The sequence below is a fragment of the Verminephrobacter aporrectodeae subsp. tuberculatae At4 genome (assembly GCF_000193225.1).
GTDB classification, from domain to species: Bacteria; Pseudomonadota; Gammaproteobacteria; order Burkholderiales; family Burkholderiaceae_C; genus Acidovorax; species Acidovorax aporrectodeae.
In genome coordinates, this window is record NZ_AFAL01000269.1 from 1 (window position 1) to 507 (window position 507).

Here is a 507-nt window from a genome sequence, read left to right on the forward strand (position 1 = left end):
CGGTCGCGAGCAATCTGGCCAACGTGGACGCCGTCGCCGGCCCGGATGGCCAGGCGTACAGGGCGCGCCAGGTGGTCTTCCAGACGGCGCCCATGGGCGCAGACGGCGCGGCCGGCGTGCGCGTGATCGGCATGCGCCAGAGCGCCGTTCCCGGCCGGCGCGTGCATGACCCGGACAACCCCCTGGCCGACGCGCAGGGCTATGTGACGCATTCCAACGTGAACGCCGTGGAGGAGATGGTGAACATGATTTCCGCCTCCCGCTCGTACCAGAACAACGTCGAGGTCATGAACACGGCCAAGTCGCTGCTTCTCAAGACCCTGCAACTGGGCCAGTGACCGTGATTTCAGGAGACCCGCCATGATTCCCAGCGCCACCCCCGTCCCTTCCGCTCTTCCCGCCACCGCCGCCGCAGCAGCGAAGCCGCCGCCGGGCGCCAAACCCCAGGTCGGCGCAGCGGCCGCGCAGGAGCGGTTTCTGAAGCTGCTCGTCGCGCAGCTGAACAAC

At 68.8% G+C, this 507-nt stretch carries 1 protein-coding gene; it reads left to right on the forward strand.

Translation table 11 applies throughout. The features are described 5' to 3' along the window. Positions 1-338, forward strand: a 338-nt coding sequence (flgC, locus tag VTU_RS0106370) for a flagellar basal body rod protein FlgC (RefSeq protein ID WP_010102273.1), incomplete at its 5' end; no start/stop codon positions are given. Between the last annotated feature and the right edge of the window lie 169 nt (positions 339-507).